General features: G+C 67.1%; 21 protein-coding genes. 8 read left to right on the forward strand and 13 right to left on the reverse strand.

The window, feature by feature from the left end:
* Positions 1 to 67: 67 nt before the first annotated feature.
* From ABWP22_RS13260 to gltX, 4 genes are all read right to left on the reverse strand, one after another.
* Positions 68 to 244, reverse strand: coding sequence for a tyrosine-type recombinase/integrase (locus ABWP22_RS13260; protein WP_353200457.1), 177 nt, complete (start codon positions 242 to 244; stop codon positions 68 to 70).
* Positions 245 to 776: 532 nt separating this feature from the next.
* The gene (locus ABWP22_RS13265; protein WP_353200458.1) at positions 777 to 2906 is read right to left on the reverse strand and encodes a coiled-coil domain-containing protein; all 2130 of its coding nucleotides are present in this window, start codon (positions 2904 to 2906) and stop codon (positions 777 to 779) included.
* 86 nt (positions 2907 to 2992) lie between these two features.
* Positions 2993 to 4276, reverse strand: a complete 1284-nt coding sequence (gltA, locus tag ABWP22_RS13270) for a citrate synthase (RefSeq protein WP_353200459.1) — start codon at positions 4274 to 4276, stop codon at positions 2993 to 2995.
* Positions 4273 to 5712: a glutamate--tRNA ligase gene (gltX, locus tag ABWP22_RS13275; RefSeq protein ID WP_353200460.1), complete on the reverse strand. Its 1440-nt coding sequence runs from the start codon at positions 5710 to 5712 to the stop codon at positions 4273 to 4275. Before gltX ends, gltA begins: the two co-directional genes overlap by 4 nt.
* A 115-nt stretch (positions 5713 to 5827) precedes the next feature.
* On the opposite strand from gltX, the gene ABWP22_RS13280 reads away from it, so the two are divergent.
* Together ABWP22_RS13280 and ABWP22_RS13285 are read left to right on the forward strand one after the other, a co-directional pair.
* Positions 5828 to 7924, forward strand: a complete 2097-nt coding sequence (locus ABWP22_RS13280; protein ID WP_353200461.1) for a ComEC/Rec2 family competence protein — start codon at positions 5828 to 5830, stop codon at positions 7922 to 7924.
* Positions 7925 to 7951: 27 nt separating this feature from the next.
* Complete coding sequence (locus ABWP22_RS13285) at positions 7952 to 8980, forward strand: amidohydrolase family protein (protein ID WP_353200462.1); 1029 nt, start codon at positions 7952 to 7954, stop codon at positions 8978 to 8980.
* Between the two features lie 157 nt (positions 8981 to 9137).
* Here ABWP22_RS13285 and lexA read toward each other — a convergent pair whose 3' ends face one another.
* Genes lexA through ABWP22_RS13315 form a run of 6 tightly spaced genes read right to left on the reverse strand, consistent with a single transcriptional unit; the run spans position 9138 to position 13946 of the window.
* The gene (gene lexA, locus ABWP22_RS13290) at positions 9138 to 9839 is read right to left on the reverse strand and encodes a transcriptional repressor LexA (protein ID WP_353200463.1); all 702 of its coding nucleotides are present in this window, start codon (positions 9837 to 9839) and stop codon (positions 9138 to 9140) included.
* Between the two features lie 46 nt (positions 9840 to 9885).
* Positions 9886 to 11097: a molybdopterin molybdotransferase MoeA gene (locus tag ABWP22_RS13295; RefSeq protein WP_353200464.1), complete on the reverse strand. Its 1212-nt coding sequence runs from the start codon at positions 11095 to 11097 to the stop codon at positions 9886 to 9888.
* A complete protein-coding gene (gene moaC, locus ABWP22_RS13300) occupies positions 11094 to 11579 on the reverse strand; it encodes a cyclic pyranopterin monophosphate synthase MoaC (protein ID WP_353200465.1) in 486 nt (161 codons plus the stop codon). Before moaC ends, ABWP22_RS13295 begins: the two co-directional genes overlap by 4 nt.
* Positions 11576 to 12367, reverse strand: coding sequence for an indole-3-glycerol phosphate synthase TrpC (gene trpC / locus ABWP22_RS13305; RefSeq protein ID WP_353200466.1), 792 nt, complete (start codon positions 12365 to 12367; stop codon positions 11576 to 11578). Before trpC ends, moaC begins: the two co-directional genes overlap by 4 nt.
* Entirely contained in the window at positions 12364 to 13347 is a 984-nt protein-coding gene (gene trpD, locus ABWP22_RS13310; RefSeq protein WP_353200467.1) for an anthranilate phosphoribosyltransferase, read from the reverse strand. The genes trpC and trpD overlap by 4 nt, the downstream gene beginning before the upstream one ends.
* Positions 13344 to 13946, reverse strand: a complete 603-nt coding sequence (locus ABWP22_RS13315; protein WP_353200468.1) for an anthranilate synthase component II — start codon at positions 13944 to 13946, stop codon at positions 13344 to 13346. Before ABWP22_RS13315 ends, trpD begins: the two co-directional genes overlap by 4 nt.
* A 93-nt stretch (positions 13947 to 14039) precedes the next feature.
* Here ABWP22_RS13315 and ABWP22_RS13320 point away from each other — a divergent pair, with 93 nt between their 5' ends.
* Positions 14040 to 14264, forward strand: coding sequence for an AbrB/MazE/SpoVT family DNA-binding domain-containing protein (locus ABWP22_RS13320; RefSeq protein WP_353200469.1), 225 nt, complete (start codon positions 14040 to 14042; stop codon positions 14262 to 14264).
* Positions 14264 to 14644: a type II toxin-antitoxin system VapC family toxin gene (locus tag ABWP22_RS13325; protein WP_353200470.1), complete on the forward strand. Its 381-nt coding sequence runs from the start codon at positions 14264 to 14266 to the stop codon at positions 14642 to 14644. Before ABWP22_RS13320 ends, ABWP22_RS13325 begins: the two co-directional genes overlap by 1 nt.
* On the opposite strand, the gene ABWP22_RS13330 is transcribed toward ABWP22_RS13325, so the two are convergent.
* The 3 genes from ABWP22_RS13330 to ABWP22_RS13340 are packed head-to-tail and all read right to left on the reverse strand — an operon-like array spanning position 14641 to position 18374.
* A complete protein-coding gene (locus ABWP22_RS13330) occupies positions 14641 to 14925 on the reverse strand; it encodes a DUF427 domain-containing protein (RefSeq protein ID WP_353200471.1) in 285 nt (94 codons plus the stop codon). The genes ABWP22_RS13325 and ABWP22_RS13330 overlap by 4 nt on opposite strands.
* A 14-nt stretch (positions 14926 to 14939) precedes the next feature.
* The gene (locus tag ABWP22_RS13335) at positions 14940 to 16466 is read right to left on the reverse strand and encodes an anthranilate synthase component I family protein (RefSeq protein WP_502951127.1); all 1527 of its coding nucleotides are present in this window, start codon (positions 16464 to 16466) and stop codon (positions 14940 to 14942) included.
* A gap of 15 nt (positions 16467 to 16481) precedes the next feature.
* Positions 16482 to 18374, reverse strand: coding sequence for a peptidylprolyl isomerase (locus ABWP22_RS13340; RefSeq protein ID WP_353200472.1), 1893 nt, complete (start codon positions 18372 to 18374; stop codon positions 16482 to 16484).
* Positions 18375 to 18485: 111 nt separating this feature from the next.
* On the opposite strand from ABWP22_RS13340, the gene tpiA reads away from it, so the two are divergent.
* From tpiA to ABWP22_RS13360, 4 genes are all read left to right on the forward strand, one after another.
* Entirely contained in the window at positions 18486 to 19208 is a 723-nt protein-coding gene (tpiA, locus tag ABWP22_RS13345; RefSeq protein ID WP_353200473.1) for a triose-phosphate isomerase, read from the forward strand.
* A gap of 68 nt (positions 19209 to 19276) precedes the next feature.
* On the forward strand, positions 19277 to 19609 hold the full coding sequence (secG, locus tag ABWP22_RS13350; protein WP_353200474.1) for a preprotein translocase subunit SecG: 333 nt from the start codon (positions 19277 to 19279) through the stop codon (positions 19607 to 19609).
* Between the two features lie 24 nt (positions 19610 to 19633).
* The gene (locus ABWP22_RS13355) at positions 19634 to 20908 is read left to right on the forward strand and encodes an MFS transporter (protein ID WP_353200475.1); all 1275 of its coding nucleotides are present in this window, start codon (positions 19634 to 19636) and stop codon (positions 20906 to 20908) included.
* A gap of 86 nt (positions 20909 to 20994) precedes the next feature.
* On the forward strand, positions 20995 to 22932 hold the full coding sequence (locus ABWP22_RS13360; RefSeq protein WP_353200476.1) for a TIR domain-containing protein: 1938 nt from the start codon (positions 20995 to 20997) through the stop codon (positions 22930 to 22932).
* Positions 22933 to 22935: the final 3 nt, after the last annotated feature.

Below are 22935 nucleotides of genomic sequence, written 5' to 3' on the forward strand. Positions count from 1 at the left end.
ATCGCAAATATTCTTTTTCCGTGATATTCGCATGGATAGCGGCGAATCCAGATTTTATTATAATAATTTACGCCAAATTCACGGCCGTCATCACCTGCTCGCTACTCATATTGCAGTAGAATACCGTCGTCTGGAAGGACGAGTGAGCCAGACCGGTTTGAATGGTCCGAATTCCAATGCCGGCAGCGTTCAGCCGTGTGGCGAATGTCCTGCGACCAGAATATGAGCTGGGCCGTGAGCTCATAGTGGCGTAGCCGCAGCCTGATGCAGGCCAGTTTGGTCATGGCGAGGAATGACGAACCGAGCTTGTCATCGCGAGTGGCGATGCGTCGGTCGTATTTGCGCTTGTTGAAGAATCGCTCGATCAGGTGGCGCCGGCGGCAGGGTCAGGGCGAGAAGCAGACAGGGTCGCGCCGGTTGCGCTTCGGCGGGGTGTCGGCCCCGCCACCGCCACAAGCGACCAGGGGGCGCAGCCAGTCGGCGTCATGGGCCCGCATGGACCATGGCGCAGGCTGGTGCCGTCGATCATGCGCCCATCGCCGCCTGTCCTACACGGGCAAAGCCTGTCATCATGGTGATGTCCGGTGGTGTGGCGCGCAGCGAAGAGGGGCGATGAAATCAGCGCCGATTCCCGCCGGATTCGGCCAAACCGGCAAAACTGCCGCTGTTGGATTCGGCATGGGCCGGCAACGATGAGGAAGGATTTGGGGCTCGTTGCGAATTTGTAATGTCAGCGCGGGTTCCGGTGCCTGGCCGTCGCAGCCGGCCCGGCGCGGTCAGTTGAACCGGCCCGCCGCCTGCCCGATCGCCAGATAGAGCTTGCCATAGGTGGAGGACAGCAAGGTCGCCCCCAGCGCTTCGCCGCCGCGGTCGGGGACGATTTCGCTGACCAGGGCTTCGAATTCGTTCAGGAAGCGGGTGGCTTCGTTGCGGAATTCGCTGTCGTGGCCGAAGTGGCGGACGAACTGGCGGCCGGTGCCGTGGTCGAGCCCGGCGGCGAGGCGGCGGGCGATGGCGCTGCGGTCGCCGGCGGCATAATCGGTCCAGGCCTTGTCGTCGATGTCGAAATCCAGCAACTGCGCCAGATCGACGGCGCTGGCCTGGAGATTGTCGATCAGCGTGTTGGCACGGCGGCCGAGCGCGTTGCGGGCCCGCACATCGGCGCGGGTTTCAACGGCGTCGACATGGGTTTCGACCTCGCTGATCGTGCGGGTCAGCGCCACCAGCCGCTGCGTCACCCGCTCGGCGGCGGCTTGCGCGGCATCGCCGGCGCGGCCTTGCGCGCTCACCAGTTCGTCGATGCGCAGCCGGATCGGCGCGGCGAAGGCGGTTTCGGCCTTCTCGGTGGCGACCCGGTCCAGCGCCTGTTCGGCCTCCTGCACCACGCCGTTCAGCGCGGTGCGCATCGCCCCGGCGGCGGCCTGCGCCACGTCGCGCACCCGGCCGAATGTCTCGATCAGCTCGCCCGAAGCGGTGAGCGAGAGGCGGCTGGTGCTCGATTCCATGTCGCGCAGGCTGTCTTGCGCGGCGGCGATGGCGTCGGTCAGCTCGGCGCTGCTGGCGGCGAGCATCTCGCGCGCCAGGGCCAGGCGATCGGTGGCGGCGGTGATGCTGTTGCCGCTGGCCGCCACCGGCGCGGCCAGGGCCAGGGCTTGCGCCGTCAACGCCGCCAGCCGCTCACCCAGCGCGGCCAGCATCGGCGCGCTGGCCGGCAGGCGCTCGTCGATCAGCGCCAGCGTCTGCCCGGCCTCGGCGCCCAGCGCCTCCAGTTGCGCCTGCACGGTGGCGAGCGCGGCGGTGGCGTTGTTGATCGGGTTGCCGAGCGCATCGGCGCTGGCCGTGGCGTTGAGCAACTGTGCATCCAGCGTGCCGAGCGCGGCGCTGTTGCTGGCGATCGCGGCACCCAGCCGCTGTTCGAGCGCTTCGACGCGGCTGCCGAGATCGCCGACCAGCGCGGACGCATTCTGCCCGGCGGCGGCGATTTCCCCGGCGACCCGCTCTGCCAGCGCCTGCAACTGCGCCAACCGATCATCGAGCGCATGCGCGGCTTCCCCACCGATATGTTCCAGCGTGGTGCGGGCCTGATTCAGGCTGGTGAGCAGGGCAGTGGTTTGCACATGCACGGCATCGCGGGTGGTATCGACGGCGCCGGTGGTGCGGGTGAAGGCGCTGTCGATTGCGCTGTTCAGATCGGCGAGCGGCGCGGCCACTGCGGCCTGGGCGCGGGCGGCGGCGGCGGCCATGGCCTCCAGCCCGCTGCGGCTCGCCTCCGCCGCGGCGCGGGCTTCGGCCTCGGCTTCGCTGGCGCGGGTGTAGAGGCTGGCGAGCATGGTTTCGGTTTCGGCCAACTGGGCGCGCAACTGATTGTCGGCACGGGTGAGCAGATCGATCAGCGCTTCGCCTTGCGCGGTGGCGGCGGGCACGGCGCCGGCGACATCGCCGCTGGCGGCAACTGCGGCGGCGATGGTGGTGGCCAGGCGGGCGTTCACCCCGTCCAGGGTGGCGGCAGCCGTATCGATGGCACTGCTGTGGCCGGCAATCGGCCGGGCCAGGCCGGCGAGGCGGTTGGCGGCGGTATCGAGCTGCGTCTCCAGCCGCGCGAGGGCTTCGCCGCTGCGCTCGACTGCGATGGCGGCGAGGCGGCTGCGGGTTTCAGCGGCTTCGGCGCGCATGGCCGCGATGGCGCCGGCATCCCGCAGGTGCAGCATGGCCAGCCAGATCACCGCCAGCGGGGCGAGCAGCGCCAGGCCGGCGATGACCAGCGGCATTGCGGCGGGATCGATCACGATCTGCCCGGCGTACACCGCCCAGCCCAGGCCGATGCCGGCCGCCCACACCAGGCTGGCCAGAATCGCGATGATCCACGGCCAGCGGCGCGGCGGCACAGGAGTGAACAGTTCGTCCATCGGGCTTATCCAAACAGGAAAAGGGGCCGCCGTTCAACCCGGCGACCCCTTTCCAGGCCTTCATGCGCAAAGATTCGGCAAATGGCTCAACCGCGGGCCGACAGCGGTACATATTCCCGGCGGCTATGACCGGTGTAAAGCTGGCGCGGACGGCCGATTTTCTGTTCCGGATCTTCCATCATTTCCGTCCACTGCGCGATCCAGCCGACCGCACGCGAAATGGCGAACAGCACGGTGAACATGGAGGTGGGGAAGCCGATCGCCGACATGACGACGCCGGAGTAGAAATCGACGTTGGGATACAGTTTCTTGTCGATGAAATACGGGTCGTTCAGGGCAATCTGTTCGAGTTCGCGGGCAACATCGAAGATCGGATCGTTGATGCCCATCCGGTCCAGCACATTCTTGGCAACCTTGGCCATCACCTTGGCGCGCGGATCGTAATTCTTGTACACGCGGTGGCCGAAGCCCATCAGGCGGAACGGATCATCCTTGTTCTTGGCACGGGCGATGAATTCCGGAATGCGTTCCGGCCGGCCGATTTCACGCAGCATGTTCAGCGCGGCTTCGTTGGCGCCGCCGTGTGCCGGGCCCCACAGGCAGGCGATGCCGGCCGAAATGCAGGCGAACGGGTTGGCGCCCGATGAACCGGCCAGGCGCACCGTGGAGGTGGAGGCATTCTGTTCATGATCGGCCTGCAGGATCAGCAGCTTTTCCATCGCATCCTCGATCACCGGATCGATCACATAGGGCTCGGCCGGCACGCCGAACGTCATGCGCAGGAAATTGCCGGGGAAAGACAGGCTGTTGTCGGGATAGAGGAAGGGCTGCCCGACAGAGTATTTATAGGCCATCGCGGCCAGCGTCGGCATCTTGGCGATGATCCGATGCGATGCGATCACGCGCTGCTGCGGATCGTGGATGTCGGTGCTGTCGTGATAGAAAGCTGCCATCGCGCCGACGATGCCGCACATGATCGCCATCGGGTGCGCATCGCGCCGGAAGCCGCGATAGAAGGTGGCGAGCTGTTCGTGGATCATGGTGTGGCGGGTGATGTTCCGCGTGAACTCCACATTTTCCGCGGCATTGGGCAGATCGCCGTTCAGCAGCAGATGCGCCACCTCCAGGAAGCTGGACTGCTCGGCGAGTTGCTCGATCGGGTAGCCGCGATAGAGCAGCACGCCTTCATCGCCATCGATATAAGTGATCTTGGATTCGCAGCTGGCCGTGCTGGTGAAGCCGGGATCATAGGTGAAGCGGCCGGTGTTGGCATAAAGCTTGCGGATATCGATCACTTCCGGACCGACACTGCCGCGATGGACGGGATAATCGCCGCTGATGCCTTCGATGCTGATATTGGCCGTGCTCATCCCGTGGTCCCCTGTGTTTGCAGCGCGTCTTCGATCCGCCCCAGCACTTCGTCCTGGCCCAGAACCTCCAGGACCTCGAACAGGCCAGGTGACTGGGCCGATCCGGTCACGGCCGCGCGCAGCGGTTGCGCGACCTGGCCGAGCTTCAGCCCTTCGCTTTCCGCCAACGTCCGGGCCGTCTGTTCCAGCGCGGCCGCCGTCCAGTCCGACTGGGCGGCGAATCGAGCCCGGGCGCGGTCAAGCAGCCCTGGCGTCGCAGAGGCTAGCAGCTTGGCAGCGCTTTCGTCCATGGGAATTGGGCGGGTGCGAAGATAGAAAAGGCTTGTAGCTGCCAAATCATTGAGGTTGCTGGCGCGCTTCTTCAGCTCAGGCATGGTGCGTTGCAGCAACGCCGTATCGACATCGCCGAGATCGCGACTCAATGCCGCAGCAACGCGCGGAGCGATCAACGCAACCAGACGGGCATCATCGGCGGCGCGCAGATAGTGCCCGTTCAGATTTTCCAGCTTCTTCAGATCGAAACGCGATGGCGATCGGCCGACTCCGGCCAGATCGAACCACGCTGTCGCCTGTTCGCGGCTGATGGTTTCGGCATCGCCGTGGCCCCAACCCAGCCGCAGCAGATAATTCTCCACCGCTTCGGGCAGCATGCCCAACTCGTCGCGATAGGCATCCACTCCCAGCGCGCCGTGGCGCTTGGAGAGTTTGGCGCCATCGGTGCCGTGGATCAGCGGGATATGGGCATAGATCGGCTCCGCCCATTCCAGCGCGCGGATCAGCGCCAGTTGCCGGAAGGCGTTGTTGAGATGATCATCGCCGCGGATCACGTGCGTCACGCCCATGTCGTGATCATCCACCACCACGGCCAGCATATAGGTGGGGGTGCCATCGGAACGCAGCAGCACGAAATCATCGAGTTCGGCATTGTTCACGGTCACGTCGCCCTGCACGCGATCGCTGATCGTGACGGCGCCTTCGCGCGGTGCCTTCAGGCGGATCACATAGGGCTGATCATTGGGGAAATCGTTGCGATCCCGCCAGCGGCCGTCATAGCGCATCGGCTGTTTGGCGGCGCGCTGGGCCTCGCGCAGCGCTTCCAGTTCGGCCGGGGTGGCATAGCAGCGATAGGCGCGGCCCTGGGCCAGCAACTGGTTCGCGACCTCGGCGTGGCGGGCCGCCCGGCTGAACTGATAGACGATTTCGCCATCATGGTTCAGATTCAGCCAGGCCATGCCGTCCAGGATCGCCGCGATCGCCGGCTCGGTGGAGCGGGCGCGATCGGTATCCTCGATGCGCAGCTGGAACTGCCCGCCGTGATGGCGTGCGAACAGCCAGTTGAACAGGGCGGTGCGGGCGCCGCCGATGTGCAGGAAGCCGGTTGGCGACGGCGCGAACCGGGTCACGACTTTGCCGACTTCGTCCTTGCTTGCGCTCATGCGCGTTTCGTCCAATCTGTCGGTTCAGGGGTCAAACATGCTTTGGGCCGGGAGGGGCCTTCGGAACGAGCGGGTGGTTAGCAGAAGGGCACAGTCCGCACAAATCGCAGCGCAGGTGCAGGCCGCCTGGCGCGACTGGCTGAGCGCTGAACGCGACCGGCTGGCGCTGTGGCTGCCGGTGGCGTTGGCCGTGGGCATATTGCTGTGGTTCGTGCTGCCGTGGGCACCGTGGCGCGCGGCGGCAGCGCTGGTGCTGCTGGCCCTGACGGCCGGTGGCGGCTTGGCCGGGCAACGGCCGCTGGCGCTGGCCGCAGGCTTTGCGCTGGCCGGCATGGCGGCGGTGGAGGTCCGAGTGGCCGGCAACACGCATGGCGTGCTGGCCGATCGCATCGTGGCGACCTTCGATGCGCGCGTGGTTGGCGTGGAGCCTGTGGCGGGCGGTGGCCAGCGACTGGTGCTGGCGGCCCGTGCCTTGCCCGGCGGCATCCGCCGCGCCCGGCTGACGCTCCGTGGCGAAGCCCCGCCGGTGCCGGTGGGTGCGCTTGTGCGGCTGCGCGCCCTATTGTCGCCGCCGGCCGGCGCGGCTGTGCCCGGCGGGCTCGATCTGGCGCGACGGGCGTGGTTTGATGCCATTGGCGCGACCGGTGTTGTGATGGGGCCGGTGGCCGTGCTGGCGCCACCACCGCCAGGCCCGCGCCTGTGGCTTGATCAGGCGCGCGCGCGGTTGCAGGCGTTGATCACCGCGCGGGTGCCGGGCGAGGCCGGCGCGTTGGCGGCAGCGTTCGTGACCGGGCAACAGCGCGCCATCCCGGAACCAGCCACCCAGGCGATGCGTGATTCGGGGCTGGCGCACCTGATGTCGATTTCGGGCCTGCATATTGCGGTGGTGGTGGGCGGCATCGCCTGGCTGGCGCGGCTGGGGCTGGCGCTGTGGCCCTGGCTGGCGCTGCGCGTGCCGGTGCCGACCATTGCCCTGGGGCTGGGGGCGCTGGCTGGCGCGGCCTATACGCTGCTGGCCGGCGCGCAGGTGCCCACGGTGCGCGCGGCGATTGCTGCCGCTATCGTGGTGCTGGGCATGATGCTGGGCCGGCAGGCGATTTCGTTGCGGCTGCTTGGCGCGGCAGCGCTGGCCATCTTGCTGGTGCGGCCCGAAGTGTTGCTTGGCGCGAGTTTTCAACTGAGCTTTGCCGCAGTGATCGGCATCGTCGCATTGTATGAAAGCCGGCTGGGCCGCTGGCTGGCGCAGCCACGCGATGATGAAAGCTGGTGGCAGTCACTGGCGCGCGGCGCGGCGGCGTTGTTGGCCAGCGGGCTGGTGGCAGAGGTCGCTCTGTCGGGTATCGGGCTCTATCATTTCGGCCGCGGCGGGCTTTATGGCATCGGCGCCAATCTGATCGCGATTCCGTTCACCAGTTTTGTCGTGCTGCCGATGCTGATGCTGGCGCTGCTTGGCGAGGCGCTGGGCACCGGCCTGTTGTGGCCGATTGCCGGCTGGGCGATGCAGATGCTGATCGATCTGGCCGATCAGGTCGCGGCCTTGCCGGGCGCGGTGCTCACCGCCGTGGTGCCGGCACCGGCCTTTGCCCTGGGGGCGGCCGGCGGCCTGTGGCTGGCATTGTGGCAAACCGGTGTGCGCTGGTGGGGTGTGGTGCCGATGCTGGCCGCGATGCTGATCGCGATCCAGGCGCCGCTGCCCGATCTGCTGGTCAGCGGCGATGGCCGCCACCTCGGCCTGCGGCTGGCGGATGCCCGTTCGGGTTGGCGCCTGGGGCACAGCCGGGAACGGGTCGGCGATTATCTGATCGGTGTGTGGAGCGAGAGCATCGGCGCTGATTCGGACGATGCACTTTGGCTGGGCCACACCGGCCTGGCGCGGTGTTCACCCGATGCCTGTGTGATCGAAGTGCTGCGTGATGGTCGGCGCTGGCGCGTGCTGGCCACCACCAGCACGGCGCTGATCCCGCGTGCCACCATGGCGCCAGCGTGCGCGGCGGCCGATATCGTGGTGTCGGATCGCCGGTTGCCGGGGTGGTGCAGGCCGCGCTGGTTGCTGCTCGATCGCGCGCGGCTGGGCGTCACAGGAGCCGTGGCAATCCGTCTGGTGGGCGGTACGGTGGCGACGGCGCGCGATGCCGTGGGGGACCGGCCGTGGCAGGTCCGAGCCGACAGCCCGCAAATGCGCCAGTCGCGGTTCCGGCATTTGCCGTCATGATGCCGCATAACAGTGAAGGGGCGCGCCATGGCCGACATCATCGATCCGCAATTGCCGATCATCGATCCGCACCATCATTTGTGGGACCGGCGCAGCCTTCCGCCGGCTGGCGCCGACGCCCACCCCTTCGTGCAGGCGATCGCGCTCAGCCCGCTCTATCTGCTCGATCAATTGCTGGCCGACATGGGCAGCGGCCACAATGTCGTGGCGACGGTGTTTCTGGAATGCGGGGCGTTCTACCGCGCGGAGGGGCCGGCGGCGCTGCGCCCGGTGGGGGAAACCGAATTCGTCAACGGTGTGGCCGCGATGGCGGCGAGCGGGCTGTACGGGCCGGCGCGGCCGTGTGCAGGCATCGTCGGCCATGCCGATCTGCTGTTGGGCGAGGGGGTGGCGGCGGTGCTGGACGCGCATCTGGCGGCCAGCCCGGCGCGGTTTCGCGGCATCCGCCATTCGCCGGCACATGATCCGGACCCGGACGTGCTCGGCATCTTGCAGCGCAATCCGCCGGAGCTGCTGGCCGACGTGCGCTTTCGGGACGGGCTGCGGACTTTGGCGCGCCATGGCCTGAGCTATGATTGCTGGTTGCTGGCTCCGCAGTTGCCGGAACTGGTGGCGATGGCGCGGGCGGTGCCGGACCTGACGATCATCTGTGACCATCTGGCGACGCCGCTGGGCGTGGCATCGCATGCGGGCAAGCGCGATGCGAACTTCGCCGAATGGGCGCGTGGAATCGCGGACCTGGCGGCCTGCCCGAATGTGGTGATGAAGCTGGGCGGCCTGGCAATGCCATTCGGCGGCTTTGCCAGCTTCATGGCTGATCCGATGGCGACGGCAGCGCAATTGGCCGACGAATGGCGGCCGTGGATCGAAACCGCGATCAGCGCGTTCGGCGTGCAGCGCTGCATGTTTGAAAGCAATTTTCCGGTGGATCGCGGCACCTGCGATTACGCGACGCTGTGGAACGCCTTCAAGCTGATCAGCGCCGGGGCGAGCGCGGACGAGAAGGCGGCGCTGTTCAGCGGCACGGCGGCGCGTGTTTATCAGTTGGCGGTGTGATTGCTGACCTGGTCGTTCAAAAGGAATCGGTCATGCTGGCGCAGGCCAGCATCCTCTTTGCCGATGGGAACTACGACCTGGTAACGGGCAGCTGAACAACAGTGGATGCTGGCCTGCGCCAGCATGACTGATGCTGAATTGGAGGGACGGCCACCAATCAGTGATAGCGGCGCAGCAAGCCCGCCAGCTTGCCCTGGATGCGGACCTGTTCGGGGCGGTAATGCTGGGGCTGGAAGGCGCTGTTGGCCGGATCGAGGCGGATCAGGCCCTTGTCGCGGCGCAGATATTTCAGCGTGGCTTCCTCATTGTCGATCAGCGCCACGACGATATCGCCATCGCGAGCATCCTCGCAGCGGCGGATCAGCGCGTAATCACCATCATGGATGCCGGCCTCGACCATCGAATCGCCGGACACTTCCAGCGCATAATGATCGCCGGGGCCGAGCAGCGCGGCGGGAACGGAGAGCGACTGGTCGCTTTCCAGCGCCTCGATCGGCAGGCCGGCAGCGATGCGGCCGTGCAGCGGCACCACCACCGTATCGTTGGCTGCCAGCATCGCCTGCGGCACCGGACGCGATTCCGGGCGCCGTTCATGTTGGGGCTGGCTCGCCACCAGACTGAGGGTCGGCTTGGCGGTGGCCAAGGCATCCGGCAGGCGCAGCACTTCCAGGGCGCGTGCGCGATTGGGCAGGCGGCGGATGAAGGCGCGTTCTTCCAGCGCGTTGATCAGGCGGTGCACGCCGGATTTGGACTTCAGGCTGAGCGCCTCCTTCATTTCCTCGAAGGAAGGCGACACGCCATCGGATTTCAGCCGCTCATCGATAAAGACAAGCAATTCCTGTTGTTTTCTGGTGAGCATCGCCGCGTCCCCTCCATGCCGTCAAAACGGAACATGGGCAGAACATCTAAAAAACAGATTGGAACATGTCAAGCGCGATACAGGTCACCAATTTGCCCGCCGCCGCTGCCGGCGCGTGCGGTTCGCGGATGATCAACAGATCGGCCGCGGCGAGGCGGGCGAGCATCGCGCTGTCTTGCGCGGCGAAGGCTTCGGCACCGGCCGGGGTACGCCGCGCGCGCAAATGATCGCGGCGGGCACCGTTGGCGCCGAGGGCTGCGGCCAGTGGCAGCATCTCGATCGGCAAGGCGTGACGGCGGCCAGCCAGGCGCGCAATCAGCGGTACGGCAAACAGCAGTGATGTCACGAAGGCCGACACCGGATTGCCGGGCACGCCGAGCACGCGACGCGAGCTGTTGGCGCCCGCCAGCATGCCGGCCAGCAACGGCTTGCCGGGCCGAATGGCCACCTTCCAGAAATCGATCTCCGCGCCCAGATCGCGCAATACCGGCACCACCAGATCATGATCACCCACCGAGGCGCCGCCGATGGTGAGGATCAGATCGGCATCCGCATGGGTGATGGCTGCGGCCAGCGCAGCGCGATCATCGCGCACCAGGCCGGGATCATGCACGTCGGCGCCGGCGCTGCGCAGCAGGGCGGTGAGCATCGCCGGCACGCTGGAGACGATCTGCCCCGGTCCCGGCGCGGTGCCCGGCCGCACCAGTTCGTCGCCGGTGGCGATCAGCGTGACCCGCGGACGCCGTACCACCGGCAGCGCGCCGTGCCCGGCGGCGGCAGCCAGCCCCAGGTGCGGCGGCGCCAGCCGCGTGCCGGCGGCGATCAGCGCGTCGCCCGCGGCGAAATCCTGGCCAGCCATGCGGATATGGGCGCCCTTGTGCGGCGGGCCTTCGCCACTCAGGCGCGCGCCGCTGCCATCACGCGCGACCTCTTCCTGCACGACGATCGTATCGGCGCCGGCCGGCACGGGCGCGCCGGTGAAGATGCGCACGGCCTCGCCCGGCGCCAACGTGCCGGTCCAGCCATGGCCAGCGGCACTTTCCCCGATCACCTGCCAGGGCGCGCGCAAATCCGCCCAGCGGATCGCATAGCCGTCCATGGCGGCCGCTGCGAACGGCGGCTGGGTGAGGCGGGCGGCCATATCCAGCGCCAGCACCCGCCCGGCGCAGTCAGCCAGCGCGAGGGTTTCGGCTGGCAGCGGTTCGGCACCGGCCAGCAGCCGATCAAGCGCCGCCTGGTAGGGCAGCAGACCGGTCATTCGGCGCCTAAATCGCCGGCCAGAAAATCGCCCGATCGCCCGCCGGACTTCTTCAGCAGGCGGATGCCGTCGATGCGCATGGTCCGGTCCAGCGCCTTGGCCATGTCGTATACTGTCAACAGCGCGGCGGAGACCGCGGTGAGTGCCTCCATCTCCACGCCGGTGCCGTGGGTGGTCGCCACCGTTGCCGTGGCGCGGATGCCGGTGGCGTCCAGTACCAGATCGACGCTCACCGCATCGATGGGCAGCGGATGGCACAGCGGGATCAGATCGGAGGTGCGCTTGGCGGCCATGATGCCGGCGATGCGCGCGGTGGCCAGCACATCGCCTTTCTTCACGGCTTGCGCGGCGATGGCGGCGAGGGCCGGCGCGGCGACATGGATATAGCCTTCGGCAATGGCTTCGCGGCGGGTGGCCGGCTTGGCGCTGATATCGACCATGCGTGCGGCGCCGCTGTCATCGAGATGGGTGAGCCTGCTCATGCGGCGAGGCCGAGCAGGGCGCGGGTGGCGGCTGTCACATCATCCTGCCGCATCAGGCTTTCACCGACCAGGAAGGTGCGGATGCCGACCTGGCCGAGCGCCGCCAGATCTTCATGGCCGGACAGGCCGGATTCGGCGACCAGTGTTTTGCCTTGGGTATCGGCAAGTTCGAAGCTGGTGGCCAGATCGACGGCCAGCGTTTTCAGATTGCGGTTGTTGATGCCAAGCAGCGGCGTTTTCAGCCGCAGCGCGCGGTCCCGTTCGGCGGCATCATGGACTTCGATCAACACGTCCATGCCCCAATCAAGCGCCACTGTTTCCAGTTCGGCGGCCTGCGCGTCGGACAGGGCGGCCATGATCAGCAGGATCGCATCGGCGCCGAGCGCGCGGGCCTCCACCACAGCCCAGGGATCGACGATGAAATCCTTGCGGATCACCGGCAGCGTGCAGGCGGCGCGAGCCTGCACCAGATAATCATCGCTGCCCAGAAACCAGCGCTCTTCGGTGAGCACCGACAAGCAGGCGGCGCCGCCGGCCTGGTAAGCGCGGGCGAGCGCAGCGGGATCGAAATCGGCGCGGATCAGGCCCTTGGAGGGGCTGGCCTTCTTGCACTCGGCGATCAGGGCATAGCGGCCGTCGGCGTGGGCGGCGTGCAGCGCGGCGATGAACCCGCGTGGGGATTCGGCGGCGCGGGCCTGCGCCTCCACATCGGCCAGGCTGCGCTGCGTCTTGCGGACGGCATAGAGGTCGCGCTTGTGGGCGACGATGGTTGAAAGTGTGTCGGTCATCGGAACGCAATCCAGCGGGCGAGGGTGTCCGCCGCGGCGCCGCTGTCGATGGCGGTGGCGGCGTGCGCGGCGGCCAGTGGCAGGGTCAGGGCGGGGCGGGCCACGGTCAATGCGGCAGCCGCGTTCAGGATCACCATGTCGCGATAGGCGTCGTGTTGACCGTTCAGCAAGGCCCGCAGGCGCTGCGCGTTATATTCGGGGCTGCCACCCTTCAGTGCCTCGTTCGGATGGCGCGGCAGGCTGGCAGTTTCCGGGGTGAGCGTGTGCGGTGTGAGCGCGCCATCGGCCAGCGCCATCGCGGTCGTCTCGCCGGAAATCGCCACTTCGTCAAAGCCCTGGCCGTGCACCACCAGCGCAGTGCGGCTGCCCAGTGCCCGCAAGGCCTGTGCCATCAACGGTACCGGTGCCGGCGCAAACACGCCGAGCAATTGTTGTTCGACGCCGGCCGGATTGCACAGCGGCCCCAGCAGGTTGAAGATCGTGCGCCGGCCAAGCGCGCGGCGCACCGGAGCGACCCGCGCCATCGCGGGGTGGTGCCGCGCCGCGTGCAGAAAGGTGATGCCGACCGTATCGAGGCACGGCCCCAGCCGGTCCAACGGCAATTCCGGCACGCCCAGCATCATCAGCACATCGGCGGCGCCGCTGGTGGAGGAAGCGGCGCGATTGCCGTGCTTGGCGAGCTTGACGCCGCAGGCCGCCACCACCAGCGCCACCGCGGTGGAGATGTTGAGGCTGTGCATGCCATCGCCGCCGGTGCCGCACACATCCAGCGCGGCGGGCGCGGTGAACGGCTGGATGGCGCGCATCCGCAGCGCCGTGGCGGCGGCGACGACTTCGCCGGCTGTTTCGCCGCGGTCGGCCAGCGTGGTCAGGAACGCCGCCAGCGCCGCATCCTCCACCTTGCCGTCGAAAATCGCGGCAAAGGCATCGGCCGCCGCTTGCCTGTCGAGCGGGCTGATCGGGTCGGGCAGCCGGCTCATGCCGCGATGGAGAAATCGGGCGACAGACCAGCCAGCGCCATGAAATTGGCGAGCAATCTGTGGCCGTGCTGGGTGGCGATGCTTTCGGGGTGGAATTGCACGCCGTGCAGTGGCAGCTCGCGGTGGTGCATGCCCATGATCAGGCCATCGGGGCTGTGGGCGTTGACCACCAGTTCGGCGGGCAGTCCGGCTTCGCGCACGGTCAGGCTGTGATAGCGGGTGGCCTCGAACGGGTTGGGGACATCACTGAACACGCCGGTGCCCGTGTGGCTGATCGTGCTGACCTTGCCGTGCATCACCTGCGGCGCGCGCTCCACAATGCCGCCAAACGCCTGGCCAATCGCCTGGTGGCCAAGGCAGACGCCCAGCAAGGGCGTGCGGGTTTCGGCGGCAGCCGCGATCAAGGCCAGGCAGATCCCGGCCTCGCTGGGCGTGCAGGGACCGGGGGAGAGCAGGATCGCGTCGGCACGCATCGCCATGGCATCCTGGGTGGTGATCGCATCGTTGCGCACCACCCGCGTGTCGGCCCCAAGCTCGGCCAGATAGTGCACGAGATTGAAGGTGAAGCTGTCGTAATTGTCGATGACGAGGATGGTCATGGCGAGGGGTTTAGCGTGTTGCTGCGCCGGCGTCATCTGCTTGAGTGTCATCCGCCGTTCGTGCTACAAAGGGATCATCGATAAGGAAACCGTATGATGAATACCGTGACCGTTTCGCCCAAATTCCAGATTGTCATTCCCAAGGAGATCCGCAACCGCCTGTCTATCGAGCCGGGACAAAAGCTGACCGCGATGGTTTGGGATGGCCAGTTGACCTTCGTACCGCAACTGTCTCTGGCTGATCTGCGTGGAATTTGCGCTGGCATGGAGAATGATTTCGTGCGGGATCGAAGCGACCTGGACAAGGATGTCTATTGATGTCTCCGATCGTTCCAGACAGCAATATCTGGATAAGCTGGCTGCTGGATGATCTGGGATCCGAACGTTTCTCTGGCGTGTTTGCCGAAGACAGCCAGGTGATTGTGCCCGGCATGGTGGTTTATGAAGTGACCAGATGGCTGTTGGTGCGTGGCAAGACGACCATCGCACGGCATGCGCGGGAACGCATGGAGCGGATGCTGTTGGTACCGCTTGACGGCAATCTGGCCAGTCGCGCCGCCCTGGTGGCGGCGGAGCACCGATTGGCCATGGCAGATGCCATGATTTTGGCCACGGCACGGGAATATGATGCTGAGGTTTGGACCCAGGATGTCGATTTCGCCGACGTGCCGGGTGTGCGGAAGTTCGAAAGGCTTTAGGCCGTAACCTTCACGCCCTTCCAGAACGCCAGCCGGCCCTTGATGTTGGCGGCTTGCGGCTTGGGATCGGCATAATACCAGACTGCGTCGCGGTTCTGCACACCGTCCACCACCAGGCTGTGATAATTGGCGGTGCCTTTCCAGCCGCACACGCTGGTGGTGGTGCTGGGCGTCAGCAGCGCCGGATCGACCGCGTCAGCGGGGAAATAATGATTGCCCTCCACGACCACGGTGTCGGGCGTGTCGGCGATGATGTGGCCGTTCCATATTGCGCGTGCCATGTGCGATGCTCCTGTTACTGGCCGAACCCGGCGCTGCCCGCCGCCGCGATGGCTTCGCGCGCTGCGGCGATCAGCGCGCCGGCCTTGGCTTCGCATTCGCGCTGTTCATATTCGGCGATGCTGTCCGCCACGATGCCGGCACCGGCTTGCACGTGCATCACGCCATCCTTCACCACCGCGGTGCGCAACACGATGCAGCTGTCCATATTGCCATTCGGGCTGAAATAACCCACCCCGCCGGCATAGGCGCCGCGGCCGACGCCTTCCAGTTCGGCGATGATCTGCATGGCGCGCACCTTGGGGGCACCCGATACGGTGCCGGCCGGGAAGCCCGCCAACAGTGCCGCCACCGCATCAATGCCGTCTGCCAGCCGCCCCTGCACGTTCGACACGATGTGCATGACATGGCTGTAGAATTCGACGAAGAACTTGTCGGTCACTTTCACCGTGCCGGGCACCGACACCCGTGCCGTATCGTGCCGGCCCAGATCGAGCAGCATCAGATGTTCGGCCAGTTCCTTCGGGTCAGCGAGCAGGCTGTCGCGGTTGGCGGCGTCTTCGGCAGCGTCGCGCCCGCGCGGGCGGGTGCCGGCGATCGGCCGGATCGTCACATCGCCATGACGGGCACGCACCAGGATTTCGGGCGAAGAGCCAACCAGCGCAAAGCCCGGCAGATCGAGGAAATAGAGGAAAGGCGACGGGTTGATGCGTCGCAGCGCCCGATACAGATCGAAGGCCGGCAGCGGGAAATCCACCGAAAAACGCTGCGACAGCACGACCTGAAAAATATCGCCGGCCAGGATATAATCGCGGGCGCGCGTGACCATGTCGGCAAATTGCGCGCGACTGGTGTGGTGATGCGGCGGCCCATCGGGCAGGGATGCCGGCGGGCGCGGCTGCATGGGCAGCGCCTGCGCCAGCTTGCGCTCGGCCTCCTGAAGGCGATCGGCCGCCTGGGTGTAGGCCGCATCCGGATCATCGGCGGCGAAAACCGGCGCGACGATGAACAATTCGTCCTTCAACCGATCGAACACCAGCAACAGCGTTGGCCGCACGAACACCATGTCGGGCAGGTCCAAGGGCGATTCGCCGGCCGACGGCACACTGGGTTCAACCAGCCGGATGGTTTCATAGCCCATATAGCCGACCAGGCAGGCCAGCGCCGCCGGCAGCTCTGGCGGCACATCGGCGCGCGCCTCTGCGACCAGGCTGCGCAGCGCCGCCAGCGTATCCCCGGCCACGGGTTCGAATGCGCCGCGATCCGTCTGCCAGCTTCGGTTGATTTCCGATGTGTTGCCGCGGGCGCGCCACACCAGATCGGGATCAAGGCCGAGCAAGCTATGGCGCCCGCGCACCTGGCCGCCTTCGACCGATTCGAGCAGGAAAGCGCCGGAGCCCTCGCCGCCGAGCTTCAGCATGGCCGAAACCGGGGTTTCGGTGTCGGCGACGATGCGGGTCCAGATCAGTTGCGGCCGGCCGTCAGCAATTGCTGCCACGGCGGCGGCGCGATCGGGCGAAATGCGCCGGTTGGGGTGATCCACGCTGATGACTGCCGATTACTGCGCGCCGTCGCCCGACAGGCGCTGACGGATGGTGCGCAATGTGGCTTCGTTGCGGTTGACGCCCACCGCCGCAGCGCTGGCGTTGGCCAGCGCCTCGGCCATTTCGGCGGGCAGGGCGCTGCCCACTTCGCGCCGGCTTGCCTCGATCAGGCCGGCTTCGGCGCGCGGATTGCCCGGGATGACGCGGTCGACATGCACCAGTGCCCAACCGCCGGGCACGGCCAGCAATTGCGTGGTGCCGGGCGCACCGTTCAGGAAGGCGCGGGCCGCAGCGGGCACTTGCTGCTGGCCGACCAGATCGATGCGGCGGCCATTCAGGGGACGCGGTGACTGGAACCCGGCATCGGCGACCGCCTTGGCAAACACCGCCCCCTTCTTGACCGCGGCCACCACCACTTCGGCCTTGGCGCGGGCGGCTTTCATCGCCTTGTCCTGCGCGGCACCGGCCATGGCCAGCGGCATCACCTGCTTGAACGGCGGCGGTGCGGCGGGCAGCACGGTCGTGGTTTCGATCACCACCAGCTGGCCGCCGCCGATATCCTCCACAACCGGGCCGTCGGCCGGCTCATGCTTGAAAGACCGCGCCGCAATGGTGGCGACTTCACCGGTCAGCGGCGGTTTGCCTTCGCCCAGGCCACGATCGGTCACCGGCGTCTGCACGGCGATGGTCAGCGCGGTTTCGGCAGCGATGTCGGCAAAGCTCTTGCCGGCTTCCACACCATCCTCGATGCGGGCGACGACATCGGCAACCGCGTCTTCCAGTGCGCGGTCGCGCAACTCGGCTTCGATCTGCGGGCGGGCCTGCGCCAGGGTCTTGCCGGCGCCGCCGATGCTGGCGACGCGCACGACATGCCAGCCCAGCGGCGATTTGATCGGGGCACTGATGCCGCCGGTCGGCAGCGCAAACGCCGCCTTTGCCACATCCGCGCTGGTGGCGCGGGCGAAACCAGCCTGCGTCTGGCTGCCCAGCGCGATATCGCCGGCGCCAAAGCCGGCGATGCTTTGTGCTGCGGCGGCGAAGCCCTGCTTGGCGGCGGCGGCTGCCAAGGCCTTGGCCTTGGCTTCGTCCGGCACCACCACTTGTTCGAGCGCACGGGTAGCAGCGCCGCCATATTTGGCCGGATCCTTGGCAAAGGCGTCGGAGATGGCCTTTTCAGTGACGGTCACGCCGGCTGCGATCCGGGCGCGATCAACGAAGGCATAGCGAAAGCTGCGGCGCTGCGGGATGGTGAAGCGCGCGGCATTGGCCTTGAACCAGCGTTCGGCCTCCGCCGTCGTCGGCGTGCCGTCGGGCTGGGCGGGCACCAGCACGACGGCGCCTTCGTGGCGATCGACCAGCAGGCGGGCATAAAGTTCGGCCACGCCATCGGGCACCGCCAGCGCCGAGGTGGTCGGCTTGATCAATTGTTCACGCGTCAGGTCGCCGCTCAACGATTGGCGCAGCCGCTTGTCGGTCAGGCCCTGGGCGGCAATGAGGCGATCATAGGTGGCCTGGTCGAACTTGCCGCCAGACTGGAAGGCGGGGATGCCGGCAATCGCCACATCGACGGCTTCGTCAGATGCGCCGAGCCCGGCCCGATCGCCCAATTCCTCCATCGCTGTCTGACCGATCAACTGGGTGGCCATCAGTTCCACCACGCCCTGGCGCGCAGCTTCGGCCTGGGTCATGGCCGGGTCGCGGCTGCGCACTTCGCGCACGGTGCGATCGATGGCTTGCATCAGATCAGGCTCGGTGATGGTGCGATTGCCGACCTTGGCCACCGATCCCGCCGGCGCGCTGCCGCCATAGGGATCGCCGACGCCGGTGACGGCAAAGGCCACCAGGATGATGCCGAACAGGATCAGCACAGGCCAGCTGGAAAGATAACGGCGGAAAAAACTGATCATCGATTACCCGTCAGACGGTGAACGCGCCGCTTGTAACGGCGCCTTCCGCTTGCCACAAGCGCCGCATCCGCAAACCCCTCCGCAACCCCTATTCTGAAGAGCGATCTGCCCATGGCTGCCCTCATTGTTGGCAACTGGAAAATGAACGGCATCGGCGAAGATATCGCCGAGATTTCGCAGATGGCCGGGGCGGCGTCCGGCGGCCGGCTGTGGATCGCGCCGCCGTTCACGTTGATCGATCGGGCGGTGATCGTTTCGGCTGGCGCGGTGCTGATCGGCGGGCAGGATTGCCACGCCAAGGTGAAAGGCGCCCATACCGGCTGTGTCTCGGCCGCGATGCTGGCCGACCTGGGGGCCGGGTTCGTGATCGTCGGCCACAGCGAGCGACGACGGGACAATGGCGAGAGTGATGCCGACGTGCGCGCCAAGGCAGAGGCCGGCCAGGCGGCAGGCTTGCAGGTGATCCTGTGCATCGGCGAAACCCAGGCGCAGCGCGATGCCGGTGAAACGGAAACGGTGCTGGCGGCGCAATTGGCGGGCTCGCTGCCCGATGCGGCAGAGGGGCTGATCATCGCCTATGAACCGGTGTGGGCGATCGGCACCGGCATGGTCCCCACCCTGGCCGATGTGGCGGCAGCGCACGCCTTCATCCGCACACGCCTGGCCCAGCGTTATGCGGGCGGCGGGCATGGCGTGCGCATCCTCTATGGCGGATCGGTGACGCCGGCCAATGCCGGGGAACTGCTGGGCGTTGACGAAGTTGGCGGCGTGCTGGTCGGCGGCGCGAGCCTGACGGCGGCAAGCCTGCTGGCGATTGCCGGGGCTGCCGCTTGATTGCACACGCTGCCGAACCAATGTAAGGCGCAGCCAATTCCGAAATCCGAACCGAAAGCGCGCCACACGTGATCACCTTCCTGCTTGTCATCCATGGCCTGATTGCGTTGGGGCTGGTGGGCGTGATCCTGCTGCAACGATCCGAAGGCGGGGCTTTGGGCATTGGCGGTGGTGGCGGAGCCGGCGGTCTGATGACGGCGCGTGGCGCGGCCAATCTGCTCACCCGCGCCACCACCGTGCTGGCGGCCTTGTTCATCATCACCTCGATCCTGCTGGCGGTGCTGGCGGCGGGCACCAACAAATCGCGGGTGATCGATCCGACGATCGCTGCCAAGACGGCCCCGGTGACCGCACCGGCCGCACCGGCACCGGTGCTGCCGGCCGTGCCGGTCGCGCAGTAAATCAAGCGCGTGCCCGGGGGGGAAATGGCGCGGCGACCAAGCCAGGCGCGCCAGATTTTCGGCGGCGCGGCCGGCAATCTCGTCGAATGGTATGACTGGTACGCCTATTCGGCGTTTGCACTCTATTTCGGGCCGCGCTTTTTTCCGCCGGGCGATGATCTGGCCGCGCTGCTGAACAGTGCGGCGATCTTTGCCGTGGGTTTTCTGATGCGCCCGATCGGCAGCTGGTTTCTGGGCGTCTGGGCTGATCGCCGGGGCCGCAAATCGGCGTTGACGCTGTCGGTTTCGATGATGTGCTTCGGGTCGCTGATGATCGCGCTGGCACCCACCTATGACGAGGTCGGGCTGCTGGCGCCGGCAATCCTGCTGTTGGCGCGACTGGTGCAGGGCCTGTCCGTCGGCGGCGAATATGGCGCATCGGCGACCTTCATGAGCGAGGTGGCAGGGGCCAAGTGGCGCGGTTTCCTGGCCAGTTTCCAATATGTGACCCTGGTCGGCGGGCAGTTGCTGGCGCTGGCGCTGCTGGTGCTGCTGCAGGCAGTGCTAAGCGATGCGGCGCTCGGCGATTGGGGTTGGCGCATCCCGTTCGTCGTCGGCGCGCTGTGCGCGGTGCTGGTGTTCTGGCTGCGCAAGGGTCTGATCGAAACCGAAGCCTTTGAAAACGCCAAGCGCGCTGGATCACAGGGCGAGTTGTTCCGCCGGTTGATGGCGCACCCGCGTGAGCTGCTCATCGTGCTGGCACTCACCGCTGGCGGCAGCCTGTGGTTTTACACCTTCACCACCTACATGCAGAAATATCTGGTGCTTTCGGCCGGCTGGAGCAAGCAGGAGGCAACGTCCACGTCTGCAATTGCCTTGCTGGCCTACATGGCGATGCAGCCGTTGTTCGGCGCGGCGTCTGACATATTGGGCCGGCGCACGCTGTTGCTGGGCTTCGGCGTGATGGCCAGCCTGGCCACCGTGCCGGCGCTGACCTATCTCGGCAGCGCGCAACCGGGGGTGGGCAGCGTCGCGATCCTGATCGGCTGCCTGGCCATCCTGTCCTGCTACACGGCGATTTCGGGCGTGGTGAAGGCGGAGTTGTTCCCGGCGCATGTCCGCGCGCTCGGCGTGGGCATGCCCTATGCGCTGGGCGTCGCCATCTTCGGCGGCTCGGCGGAATATGCGGCGTTGGCCTTCAAGGGCGCCGGCGTTGAAACCGGCTTCTTCTGGTATGTCACCTTCATGGCTGGCGTGGCGCTGCTGGCGGCACTCGCCATGCCAGAGACCAAGCGCCATAGCCGCATCGAAACCAGTTGAAGCGGCCTGCTCCGCCTTGCTGATCACCCGTGCGCCGCATAAGCTGGCCTCCGGCCGAACAGGGAGGCCATTGCCAAAGAGCGAGCATGTCGGGCGAAACCTCCAGCGCAACCCCCATCGCAACCACTGTATTCGTCAGCTATTCGCGCGGCGATCGCAAGCGAGCATTGCCGGTGATCCAGTTGCTGGAAGCCGCAGGCTTTGCCGTGTGGTGGGACGGCATGCTGGAAGGCGGGGAGCGTTTTGCCAACACCACCGCCCATGCGCTGGATAGCGCACGCGCCGTGGTGGTGCTGTGGTCGAAAACCAGCATCGCCTCGCACTGGGTGCATGACGAAGCCACCAGCGGCCGCGATCGGCGCTGCCTGGTGCCGCTCAGCCTGGATGGGGCCGAACCGCCATTGGGCTTTCGCCAGTTTCAGGTGATCGACATCAGCCAGGCCCGCATCCGACGCGGCGATGCGGCAAGCGAAGCCCTGCTGCGCGCGGTCGCCGCCCTGCACGAAGGCGCTGCCGTGCCGCCAACCCCGGCAAAAGCCGCCGCGCCGATCGATCGGCGCCTGCTGTTGATGGGCGGGGGCGCCGTCGCGGTGGCCGGGGTCGGGGCCTATGTGTGGCGGCAGCAGCGCGACGCGCCCGTGGTCGCGGCGGCCGCCAGTGTCGCCGTGCTGCCATTCGCCAATCTCAGCAACGATCCGCAGCAGGCCTATTTTTCCGAAGGCCTGGCCGCCGAAGTGCGCGCCGAACTGGCGCGCAATCCAAAGCTGCTGGTGGCCGCCCAGGCGTCAAGCAACCGGTTCCGCACCCGTGCCGAAGATGCCCGCACCATGGCCGGGCAATTGGGGGTGACCTGGCTGCTGGATGGCAGCGTGCGCCGGGCCGGAGAAACGATGCGCATTTCGGCGGAACTGATCGATGGCCGCAGCGGCTTCAGCCAATGGACCGAACAGTTCGAACGGCCCATCGCCGATGTGTTCGCCGTGCAGGACGAGATTGCCACGGCGGTGGCCACGGCGCTGAACGCCCAGTTGGGCGGTGCCGCCGCAAACACCGCGGCGCGGCCCATAGGCGGTACCACCAATGTCGCCGCCTATGATGAATTCCTGCGTGGCCGTGATCTGTTCGACCAGGCGGCGGACGAAGCCACTGATCGCGCGGCATTGGCGAAGTTCGACGCGGCGCTGCGATTGGACCGGCAATATGGGGCCGCCCACGCCGCCAGATCCCGCGTGCTGGCGGTGATCGGCAACCAATATGCCGATGCCAGGGCTCGCGCCCGCCTGTATGATGATGCGGTGGCGGCAGCCACGCGCGCCATCGCCGTGGCGCCGCAACTGGCCGATGCGCATTCGGCGCTGGGCTTTGCGCTGCTCAACGGCCGGCTGGATGTCAGGGGCGCGCGCGCGCCTTATGATCGTGCCGGGCAATTGGGGCAGGGCGATGCCGGCGTGCTCAATGGCTTTGCGCTGTTCTGCGCACGCACGGGCCGTTTTGCGGAGGCGCGCACGGCCAATGCGCGCGCTGCCACGCTCGATCCGCTGAATCCGCGGGTATGGCGGCTGGCCGGTGAAATCGAATATGCGGCGCGCGAATTTGCCGGCGCGATCCCGCCGCTGCAAAAGGCGCTTGCCCTCAATCCGCGCATGGGCGCGGTGCACGCGCTGATCGGCTTTGCGCGGCTGGGGTTGAATGATCTGCCGGCCGCCGCCACGGAATTTGCCGCCGAAACCAACAGCCTGGTCGGCCTGACCGGCCTCGCCATCGTCCGCCACCGCCAGGACCAACGCGCCGCAGCGCAAGCGGCGTTCGATCAGTTGGTCGCCGATCATGGCGATGCCGGTCTGTATCAACAGGCGCAGGTGCTGGCGCAGTGGAACGATGTTGCGCGTGCGCTGGATGCGCTGGCGCGGGCGCGCGCGGCTGGCGATGCCGGGCTGGTGTATCTGCGCAACGATCCGCTGGTCGATCCGCTGCGCAAGGCGCCGGCATTTTCGCAATTGCTAACCGGCCTGGGCTTCACCTAAGAT

Source organism: Sandarakinorhabdus sp. (assembly GCF_040398665.1).
GTDB lineage: Bacteria > Pseudomonadota > Alphaproteobacteria > Sphingomonadales > Sphingomonadaceae > Sandarakinorhabdus.

Coding starts and splice junctions, on each gene's coding strand:
- ABWP22_RS13265 (WP_353200458.1), bottom strand. CDS start 2,906: ATGGACGAACTGTTCACTCCTGTGCCGCCGCGCCGCTGGCCGTGGATC.
- ABWP22_RS13320 (WP_353200469.1), top strand. CDS start 14,040: ATGATGAATACCGTGACCGTTTCGCCCAAATTCCAGATTGTCATTCCC.
- ABWP22_RS13360 (WP_353200476.1), top strand. CDS start 20,995: ATGTCGGGCGAAACCTCCAGCGCAACCCCCATCGCAACCACTGTATTC.
- ABWP22_RS13355 (WP_353200475.1), top strand. CDS start 19,634: ATGGCGCGGCGACCAAGCCAGGCGCGCCAGATTTTCGGCGGCGCGGCC.
- trpD (WP_353200467.1), bottom strand. CDS start 13,347: ATGAGCCGGCTGCCCGACCCGATCAGCCCGCTCGACAGGCAAGCGGCG.
- ABWP22_RS13295 (WP_353200464.1), bottom strand. CDS start 11,097: ATGACCGGTCTGCTGCCCTACCAGGCGGCGCTTGATCGGCTGCTGGCC.
- moaC (WP_353200465.1), bottom strand. CDS start 11,579: ATGAGCAGGCTCACCCATCTCGATGACAGCGGCGCCGCACGCATGGTC.
- ABWP22_RS13315 (WP_353200468.1), bottom strand. CDS start 13,946: ATGACCATCCTCGTCATCGACAATTACGACAGCTTCACCTTCAATCTC.
- lexA (WP_353200463.1), bottom strand. CDS start 9,839: ATGCTCACCAGAAAACAACAGGAATTGCTTGTCTTTATCGATGAGCGG.
- ABWP22_RS13285 (WP_353200462.1), top strand. CDS start 7,952: ATGGCCGACATCATCGATCCGCAATTGCCGATCATCGATCCGCACCAT.
- trpC (WP_353200466.1), bottom strand. CDS start 12,367: ATGACCGACACACTTTCAACCATCGTCGCCCACAAGCGCGACCTCTAT.
- ABWP22_RS13325 (WP_353200470.1), top strand. CDS start 14,264: ATGTCTCCGATCGTTCCAGACAGCAATATCTGGATAAGCTGGCTGCTG.
- ABWP22_RS13260 (WP_353200457.1), bottom strand. CDS start 244: ATGAGCTCACGGCCCAGCTCATATTCTGGTCGCAGGACATTCGCCACA.
- ABWP22_RS13330 (WP_353200471.1), bottom strand. CDS start 14,925: ATGGCACGCGCAATATGGAACGGCCACATCATCGCCGACACGCCCGAC.
- gltA (WP_353200459.1), bottom strand. CDS start 4,276: ATGAGCACGGCCAATATCAGCATCGAAGGCATCAGCGGCGATTATCCC.
- tpiA (WP_353200473.1), top strand. CDS start 18,486: ATGGCTGCCCTCATTGTTGGCAACTGGAAAATGAACGGCATCGGCGAA.
- gltX (WP_353200460.1), bottom strand. CDS start 5,712: ATGAGCGCAAGCAAGGACGAAGTCGGCAAAGTCGTGACCCGGTTCGCG.
- ABWP22_RS13340 (WP_353200472.1), bottom strand. CDS start 18,374: ATGATCAGTTTTTTCCGCCGTTATCTTTCCAGCTGGCCTGTGCTGATC.